Source organism: Ruminococcus sp. CAG:57, assembly GCF_000435935.1.
GTDB classification, from domain to species: Bacteria; Bacillota; Clostridia; order Oscillospirales; family Ruminococcaceae; genus Hominimerdicola; species Hominimerdicola aceti.
Genome location: NZ_FR890771.1, coordinates 1 through 9,541 on the forward strand (window position 1 = coordinate 1; position 9,541 = coordinate 9,541).

The window sequence follows — 9,541 nt, forward strand, 5'->3', positions numbered from 1 at the left end:
CAGGGTAACAAACACGTAACTAACAAAATAGCCTTAAAACAACGATATAACGTGGTTACACTTTATCAAAGAGATAATTTCATTCTCATTTATCAAACCGTTTCGCAGAAATGCGAAGCGGTTTTTTTATACCCGATCCTAACTGTCAAAATGCACAATCAAAACATCTGTTCGTTGTCAATTTAGCTGAATATCCCCATGCTTATTGTAAATAACAACAAAATATGATATAATTATTGCTGATAAATTAACTTTTAGGAGATAACTGCTATGACGAATGAATACATAAAACCGCCCGTTGAGATACGCTACAAAAATGAACTCGACGCCTTGAAAAGTGTTGATATTGGCAAAAAGCCTGAGAATTGGGTGCTGTCGCCAAAGGCAGTGCGAACATTTATATTAGGCGGAATCATCAAAACTGCCGATGGCAAAATGCAGATAAAGCGCAAATTCTATGGCAATGACGCACTTGTTGAGCGCTGTATAATCACCCTCGCTGGTAACCGTGGACTTATGCTGGTGGGTGAGCCAGGCACTGCTAAAACTATGCTCTCTGAGCTTCTCTCTGCTGCTTGCTGCGGCATAAGCACGAACACAGTTCAGGGTACGGCTGGAACTACCGAGGATATGATAAAATATAGCTGGAACTATGCCATGCTTCTTTCAAAAGGTCCGTGCCGTGAAGCCCTTGTGCCTGCTCCCCTGCTCATAGGCATGGAACAAGGCATTTTCGCACGATTTGAGGAAATAACTCGTACCCCTGCAGAAATCCAGGATAGCCTTATTTCTGTAATGAGCGACCAGATACTCAATATCCCTGAGCTTGAAAACGAAGGACTTGTTTTCGCCAAGCAAGGATTTAATATAATCGGTACTGCAAACACCCGTGATAAGGGCGTAAATGAAATGTCAGGTGCTTTGAAAAGGCGTTTCAATTTTGAAACTGTCGAGCCTGTTCGTGACGTAAGGCTCGAAAAGGAGATCATTATCCGTGAAGCACAAGACCTTGCAAAAACAGGTCATATCGACCAGCCTATAGACACCGACGCTGCTGAACTTCTTGCTGTCACATATCATGAGCTTCGTGAGGGCGTTACCTCAGAGGGAACAAAGCTTGAAAAACCAAACGCCGTTATGAGTACAGCCGAAGCTGTGTCCGTTTTCTATCAAACTATGAGCAGTGCATATTATTATGGTGACGGAAAAACTGATCTCAAAGAGCTTACGCAGAATCTTTTAGGAGCAGTTTGTAAGGAAAACAAAGACGACCTTGAAAAGCTTAAAAGCTATTTCAGGATCGCTGTTAAGGAAAAAAGTGCAAGTGAGGGAGGCATATGGACAGAATATCTGGATACAGCCAAGTATCTGAAATAATACCTTTCGACTATTCTCAGCCATTTATGCTTTTTCCTGTAAGACACCACAGCCCTGTCTGCTCGTGGCAGCTCATCAGAGCAATTAAAGAATATCAGCCCGATGTCATACTTATAGAGGGTCCTGAAAACGCCAATGATATGATAGGTGTGTTGACGGACGAGAGAACAAAACTCCCTGCGGCTTTCTATTATTACTACAAGGACAGAAAAAAGTTTATCAGTGATGAAGCCGAAGACTATAAATGCTACTACCCTTTTATCTATGCTTCACCTGAGTATAACGCTCTGAAAACAGCCGCAGCCATGGATATAGAAGCACGCTTTATAGATCTTCCCTACAGCGAGATACTTATTACCACCGCAGAAAATAAAGGCCTTCGCAGTAATAAGGATAAACACAGCTACACTGATGACAGCAGACTTATATACAGCAAATTCTGCAAAAAGCTTTGCGAGAAAACAGATCTAAGGACCTTTGAAGAGTTCTGGGAGAAGTATTTTGAGATAGAGGGGCTCAGGTTATCTGTACAAGATTTTGTACAGCAAATGTACACCTACTGCATTATCACACGAAATGACGAAACAGAAGATGATCTTGCGGCAGACGGCACTCTTGCAAGAGAAAACCATATGGCTCTGCGTATCAAAGAAGCACTTAAAGATAACAAAAAAGTCCTTGCTGTAACAGGCGGATTCCACAGTTTGGGACTTTATGAGCTTTTGAAAAGTGATAATATCCAAAAAGAAAAGCTTCACAAGCTCTCTCAAAAAGATGAAGGCTGTTTCCCTGTAGCTTATTCTTATGAAGCAGCAGACGCTCTCAGTGGATATGCCTCTGGTATCCAGCGTCCTTATTTTTATGATTGCGTGATGAACAAGCTAATCCACTGCGATGACCCGGCAGGTGTTTACAGCGACACAGTTCTTGACCTGCTCATAGGTACAGTGAGAGCCTGTGATAAACATGATATCCCAGTGTCAATGGCTGACGCTTCCGCAGCGCAGTCTATGATGAGTGGACTTGCCGCACTTCGTGGCTGTCATGAATGTGGACTTTACGAGCTTGAGGACGCCATAACCTCGTCATTTATCAAGGGAGAGAAAACAATATCCTCCGCCCTGCCTATCGACCTTATGCACAAACTTGCCACAGGCGACAAGACAGGTCATATAGGTGATATAAACCACGTTTCTCCGCTTATCGCTGATTTTGAAGAACAGTGTAAAAGGTTTCGACTTAAAATAAAAACAGTAACCCCTAATAAGACGGAAGTTTCACTTTTTACCACTGCAAACGGCATGGAACTAAGCAGATTTTTCCATAGAATGGTGTTTCTAGGCACAGACTTTGCCCAGCGAACAAAAGGACCTGATTTGCATAGGCGAAAAGACAGAAGCCGTGTCCGTGAAGAATGGGTATACAAAAAAGTTCCTGCCACAGACGTTGCTCTCATAGACCATACTGCCGACGGCTTCACCATTGAAGAAGCCTGCCGCACCTGTGCTTCAAGAACACTTCGCCATGAAAAGCACTGTGATGTTGCGGCGCATATCCTTGTGGACTGCTTCCAAATGGGCTTAGAACTCTCTGATGATGACAAAGCTTGTGCCGAGAACATTCTTAACTCAGACGGTGACTTTTTCTCTGTAGGCAGAGGTATAAGGCATTTTATCACTCTTATGGAACTCCAACAACTTTATAATACCGAGTTTTCCGCCGCAGAAAATTGTGCAAAGCGGTGCATGACAAGGATAATCACAGCACTGCCTGATATGGCGTCGGTGAAAGACGACCACATTGCAGAATGTGCAGCGATAATGTACGCAATGCAGAAAGCTGTCACTGACGGCTTTAGAGAATATCGTCATGACTATGAAAACGCCATGCTTTCCCTCTGCGGCAAATCTGATAAAGACCCATTTGTTTACGGCACAGCACTTGGCATACTTTATGCCTTTGACCCCCACCGCCGCAAGCTTGCTGAACAGGCAATGTCAAGCTATCTCAAAGGCGACAGGAATGTTCAGATACAAGGAGCGGAGTTTCTTCACGGACTTTTCAATGCCGCCCGTGATATCATCATGACGGACGATTCTTTCATCAGAATGACAGACACGCTTATCTGCGGACTTGACTATGACGATTTTATAGAAATACTTCCCTCCATGAAGCTTGCTTTCAGTTGTTTCACTCCATATGAAATACAGCAAACAGCCACCGCTGTCGCAAAGCTTTATGACTCTGACAGTGCTGAGCTTCTTGTGGAAAAACCTATAAACGAAAGGCTATATAGCTTCGGTAGGGAAATAGATAAAGAGATAGTTAAACTTTTGTCTGAGGAGGAAAAGCCATGACAGATGAAAACAAAGCCATATTCGTCAACCGCTGGCGGCTCGTGCTGGGCGGAATGTCTGACAAAAGCCTTTCCTTTACCGGTGACAAAGCAGAGATAATAACGTTTCAGGATATGGAAAAGCTACTCGATTATCTCTATAGCCGTGCGCAAGGTGACGATGTAAGGGACGAGAACAGCAGGCAAGGCGGTCAGGGTGGCAGTGTGCTAAACGCCGCAGAATGGATAACAAAAGTCAGAACGCTTTTTCCAAAGCAGACCGCCGAGGTGCTTGAACGTCAAGCTTTGGAAAGGTTCAACATGACCGAGCTTCTTACCGATAAAAAGGTTCTTGAAGAAATGAAGCCTGATATAGCGCTGCTTAAAACTATCATTCAGCTCAAACATCTCATGAACGGCGAGGTGTTGCAGGCGGCTTTAAAAATAGCAAAACAGGTGGCAGACGATATCAAACAAAAGCTTGATATGACCATAAAGCGAAGCCTTACAGGCAGGCTTGATAAAAACACATCGTCAGTTATGAAATGCTCTGCAAACCTCGATTTCAAAAAGACTATCCGCCGAAACCTGAAAAACTATGACAAAACAAGCAACCAGCTTATACTTAAAGATATCTATTTCAGTGGACGTGTGAAAAAGCATAACAAAAAGCGCATTATCATAGCCATAGACGAAAGCGGTTCAATGCTCGGTTCAGTCATCTATAGTGCAGTAATGGCGCAGATAATTTCCGAACTGCCATTTGCAGAGGTGAAGCTCATCATATTTGATACAAGCATCGTTGACCTCTCAGACCATGCAGACGACCCTGCTCAGACAATAATGAGCGTTCAGCTTGGGGGAGGAACGGATATTGCAAAAGCCCTTACCTACTGCGAAAGCCTTATCGTTACGCCGCGTGACACTTGCGTTATCGTTGTAACAGACCTCTACGAGGGTGGCAGTGAAGCACAGCTTATGAACGTCAGCAAAAATATAATCACAAGCGGAGCACATCTCTCATTCCTTACCGCCCTTGATGAAAATGCCGACCCTGCCTATGACAAGGCGACAGGTCAGAAGCTTGCAGATATGGGCTCATTCGTTGGCGGTCTTACCCCTGATAAGCTTGGGGATTACATCGGAAAAATATTTGCATAGGAGATGACATCTTGGACGTAATCGATAAACAGCTTGGCATTGCAAACGAACAAACGCTTATTGAGCTTTCAAACAAGGGCATTTACAAACGTGCGTTGAAGGAATCCAAAAACATGACCCTTTCGGCTGAAAAAATCCATGAATGTTACATAGTAAAATTAGACGGTGAAACCTGCACCATAAAATCACCTCTTGATGAAAGTCAATGCAGTTGTGTTTCAAGAGGAATGTGCAGGCACATTATCACAGCCATACTGCTTTTGAAAGCACAGCTTTCACAGTACGACGGCGAGGATATCACTCCAGAGGTCATAACCTCCGAGCCTGAACAAGCAGAAATTGAACTCCCCGAGCAACCTGAAATAAATTCGCTTTCTCAGGATACCCAGAAAAAGATAAAAGGATGCGCCGAACAGTGCATAAAAATAATGTCTGGAATATTTACCAGAGGCCTTGTAAGAACCGAAGAGAGCGACCCCGATAATTTTGAGCTTGCCGCAGTTTCCTGCCACGCTTTGAGAATGGCTGAGGCAGAAAGACAAATGCGTGAACTTGGCAGCCGACTTAAAGACTGTGTTTCAAGGCGAGCTTCATTCAGTCCGCAGGTATTCACTCACAAAATGTTTGAATATGCTGACAGCATGAACAAGCTTATAAAAGCCGACATCACAGAAGAAATGCTCGGCACCTTCCGCAGAGAATACACCGACTATGAGGGGACGCTCCAACTCCTGCCTATAGGCACAAGAAATGTCAGTGGCGAATACACTGGCTGTATCTACTATTTTCTAAATATAGACAGAACTTCGCCCCAGCGTTTTTTTACCTACAGCGATCTGCGCCCCACGTTCTATGAAAAAAAGTCAAGACGATTTGCCGAAAGCACAACTGTATGGGATCTTGACAGCTCTCTAAACAGCTATATGTGCACAGAGCTGAAGCTTGAAAACGCCAAGGTGAGCATGGGGCATTTGTCCTCATCGTCAAAGACCAACGCCATATGCGCAGGTCCTGCACAGCTAAACTGTTTTGCCCTCCGTGAGCTTATTGTCAGCGACTTCAAAGAGCTTGCGGAAAAGATCTCCGCAAACAAAAGCAACGAGGAGACCGACCGGCTTTATTTCGTTCACCCAAAAGAGTGCGTCGCTTCATATTTTGACAAGCACACTCAACAGCAAATATTCATTATAAAAGACGGCTGTGATAGACAAATATCTGTCACCGCAAAATACACAGCAGAAAATCGTGAATTTATTTCCACGCTTGAAACCATAGGTGGCAAAATGCTAAAAGAAAAGCACAAAAACTACGTCCTGCTGGCTCAAGGATATATCGACCACGGCAGGCTAACGCTTTTCCCAATAGAGGTCTATGATTTTATTGATCCGCCTGACAATGTTCCTGTACCTGTCGAGAATGATATAGACCAAGACTATGGAATGTGTAGCGAGCTTCTTGACGCCACCGAAGAAACCGACAAGAGGATAGTCACGGCAATGGAGTGCGGAGTGAACTCTGTTATCGCAGACGAACACGCTCAAAGCATACGCCAGTGCGGACTTGAAGAACTTGCAAAACGCTATGAATGCTTCACAAAGCTGTGCGAAAATGCAATACACACCACCGCAGACAAAAGCCTTGATATCTTCACTGCCGCAGGCAACACAATGCGGTATATCAGACTTTGCACACAAAAATTAGCACTGTTCAGTGCGATAAATAATATGGAGGAGAAAAAATGATCTACAACGAAAGCACCAAAAGCTTTATAAAGCTTGAAACCGCCCTAAAGGAGCTTGGTTTTGACCAGCAGACCATAGACCTTGCCCTTGAATATCTTGACATCACAAAGCCAAGAAACAATGACCTGATGAGAAAAATTACAACAAAATACTATCCAAAACTCATGCAGTATAGTTATCGTGAAAAGCTTATCAAAGCTGTAAAAAGTGAGATATCAGGTTCAGATAGTGAGGAGCTTAAAGACCGTTATATTATTTTCAGTTCAATGGCAACGGGTCCATATTTCCGATATATGACAGATGCGCTGTCTGGCAATGCCTATATATATTCCGAAAACAAAGCCATGTATATGAAGCCGCTCACTGATTTTTATGGTGAGAACGCAGAAGCAGTCTGGATATCAACAGAGATCTCAAACCGCTCAAATGATTCTATCAGCGTTTTCACTGTAAATCATCCTATCTATTCCGCAGACGATGCCATAAGAACATTCAACTTCGTTAGCCCTGACGATATCATAGCACAGCTTCTCCTTTGCGTTTACGCATTGGACGCAACCGAGCTGCCTAAAAAGAACCTGCTCGGCAAAACAAAAATTCCTGATACAGCCGCAATTGCCATAAAAAAGCTTTGCGAAGTGGTCGAAAAAAAGCCTAAAACAACTACAGCCGTTTTCTGTCTTTTTCTTGCCGCATATGCAGAAGCGTCATATTTTGTAAAAGAATACCGTGCATTTTTTGATAAGAACATTGTGAAATACTGCGACGATCTTACCCAAGGGCTGATATATATGAAGCTTTCCACCACCAGGGTATTCGACCTTATCGAAGCTCAACCACAGTGTCTTACAGATAGATACATTCTACACTTTGTCAAATCACCTGACAAAAATGGGAATTATCCAGCGCAAATGGTAAAGCTCGCAAAAGATCACCCACAGCTTTTCATAGAAACAATGAAAAACGCTCCATTTGACACAGCGATCACAATGGAGAAAATGCTCAAAGCCACCGACCCTAAATATAACGCAGAAGCAATTGGTCTTAAAGCTACCCATCAGGAACGTATCGCCAAACTTATTGCCGAACATTTCAAGCACAGTGACGAGATATACGCATATATCATGGGCAAAGCAGAAATAGACACGATACTCCCCTTTGCAGACGAAGAAGCCTGCGAGGGCAGACATAAGAAAATATACTATATTGTTGCATATGGAGAGGACGATTTTATTATCCGCTGTATCGCCGCCCTTTCCATAGGAGCGTCTAAAGATACAAGTGATCCCCTCCAACTTATAGGCAACGATCTTTATTATAACACCGAGTTCATCGTCCGTGCAATGGTAAGATCAGGTCTACCGATAGATATAATTATAAGATCCCTTGGCTGGCAAATAGAAAGCTCTTACTGTAAAGAAGTCATCATCAAAAAGATAACCGCTATCATGCCAGAAATTAAAGACAAAGCCACCATTATTGACGTAAGCAAAATGGCTGTGTCCAGCCGACTTTTGTATATAAGGCTTCTTAATATCGCAGACAGCAACAAGTACAAAGACGAATTTTTTGCCCTTTGTGACGATAACAGCAAGGTAATAAAAGCAGAGCTTGTGAAAGTTATATCCGCCCACAAGGATTGGCACGATGATGTTTGCAAACTTCTTGCTCAGAAAAAATCAGCCAAGCGTGAAACTGCACTTATGATAATTGAAAATCAGGGTGCTGACGCCTACCGCACAGAGCTTGAAAAAGCCTATGCCACAGAAAAATCCGACAAACTAAAATCGAAAATATCTGAACTTTTGGGCAGCGAAGCAAAGCCTGCCGAAATATCAGATGAAGACCTTGTGACCGCGCTCACCAAAGGCACAAAAAGCAAGAAAGTTCTCTGGCTTTTTGAACAGCCTTTTGCACCTATTCACTTCACCGATGATACAGTCACAGAGGATATCTATTTGCAGGCTCTCCTGCTTACATATGCAAACGCAGACGAAGGTACCCTCCCACCCAAGGGCAAGGCACTTGCCCAGAAGCTCAAAGCTGATGAGCTTGAAACATTCGCCCTTGAAGTCCTGAGCCGCTGGCTTGAAAAAGGTGCAGAAGCGAAAACAAAGTGGACAATGTATTTTGCGGCCATTTACGGCGGTGATGAAGCAATAAATTGCCTGACGGATTACATAAAAGAATGGTCGAAACAGTCATTAAATATGCGTGTTGCCCTTGCGGTTAAAGCAGTCAATGCAGTAGCTCTGAACGGCAGTTCCTATGCACTTATGACTGTAGACAATATTTCAAGAAAATATAAGAGTCGTGCGGTCAGAGCTGCCGCAGTTGACGCACTTGCCAATGCCGCTAAACAGCTTGGCTTGACAACGCAGGAGCTTGCGGACAAGATAGTACCTGACATGGGCTTTGACGAGAAAATGTGCCGCACCTTTGATTTTGGAAGCAGAAAATTCTCCGTTTATCTCACTCCACAGCTTGATATAGAAATATTCGAGGGTGAGAAAAAGCTTAAAAATCTCCCTAAAATAGGCGTTAATGACGACCCTGTCCTCGCAGAAAAGGCTACTGCTGATTTCAAGGAAATGAAAAAGCAAATGAAAACTGTTGTTGCCGCACAGAAACAGCGTCTTGAATATGTGCTTATGCTTGATCGTAAGTGGACAGCAGAATCTTGGAAAGCTCTCTTTGTAAAAAATCCTCTCATGCACTGCTTTGCGATAGGTCTTATATGGGGTATTTACGAAAATGGCTGCCTTAAAACTTCGTTCCGTTATCTTGACGACGGCAGCTTTACAAACTCAGATGATGATGAGATAGAGCTGTCCGAGGTTATGCAGATAGGGCTTGTTCACCCGCTGGAGCTTACTGAGCATGAAAAAGAAGCTTGGCTGGAACAGCTTGATGATTACGAGATAGT

At 43.5% G+C, this 9,541-nt stretch carries 5 protein-coding genes; all 5 read left to right on the forward strand.

What is annotated here, in order from left to right:
* Nucleotides 1–270 precede the first annotated feature (270 nt).
* A complete protein-coding gene (locus tag QVO88_RS09290; protein ID WP_022288208.1) occupies nucleotides 271–1,377 on the forward strand; it encodes an AAA family ATPase in 1,107 nt (368 codons plus the stop codon).
* A complete protein-coding gene (locus tag QVO88_RS09295; RefSeq protein WP_022288209.1) occupies nucleotides 1,338–3,734 on the forward strand; it encodes a DUF5682 family protein in 2,397 nt (798 codons plus the stop codon). The genes QVO88_RS09290 and QVO88_RS09295 overlap by 40 nt, the downstream gene beginning before the upstream one ends.
* Nucleotides 3,731–4,873: a VWA domain-containing protein gene (locus QVO88_RS09300; protein WP_022288210.1), complete on the forward strand. Its 1,143-nt coding sequence runs from the start codon at nucleotides 3,731–3,733 to the stop codon at nucleotides 4,871–4,873. Before QVO88_RS09295 ends, QVO88_RS09300 begins: the two co-directional genes overlap by 4 nt.
* Before the next feature lie 11 nt (nucleotides 4,874–4,884).
* Nucleotides 4,885–6,615 (forward strand): hypothetical protein, encoded by a 1,731-nt coding sequence (locus QVO88_RS09305; protein ID WP_022288211.1) that lies wholly within the window; start codon nucleotides 4,885–4,887, stop codon nucleotides 6,613–6,615.
* Nucleotides 6,612–9,541 (forward strand): DUF4132 domain-containing protein (locus tag QVO88_RS09310; RefSeq protein ID WP_288177957.1); only part of this gene is annotated, 2,930 nt, incomplete at its 3' end. The genes QVO88_RS09305 and QVO88_RS09310, both read left to right, overlap by 4 nt.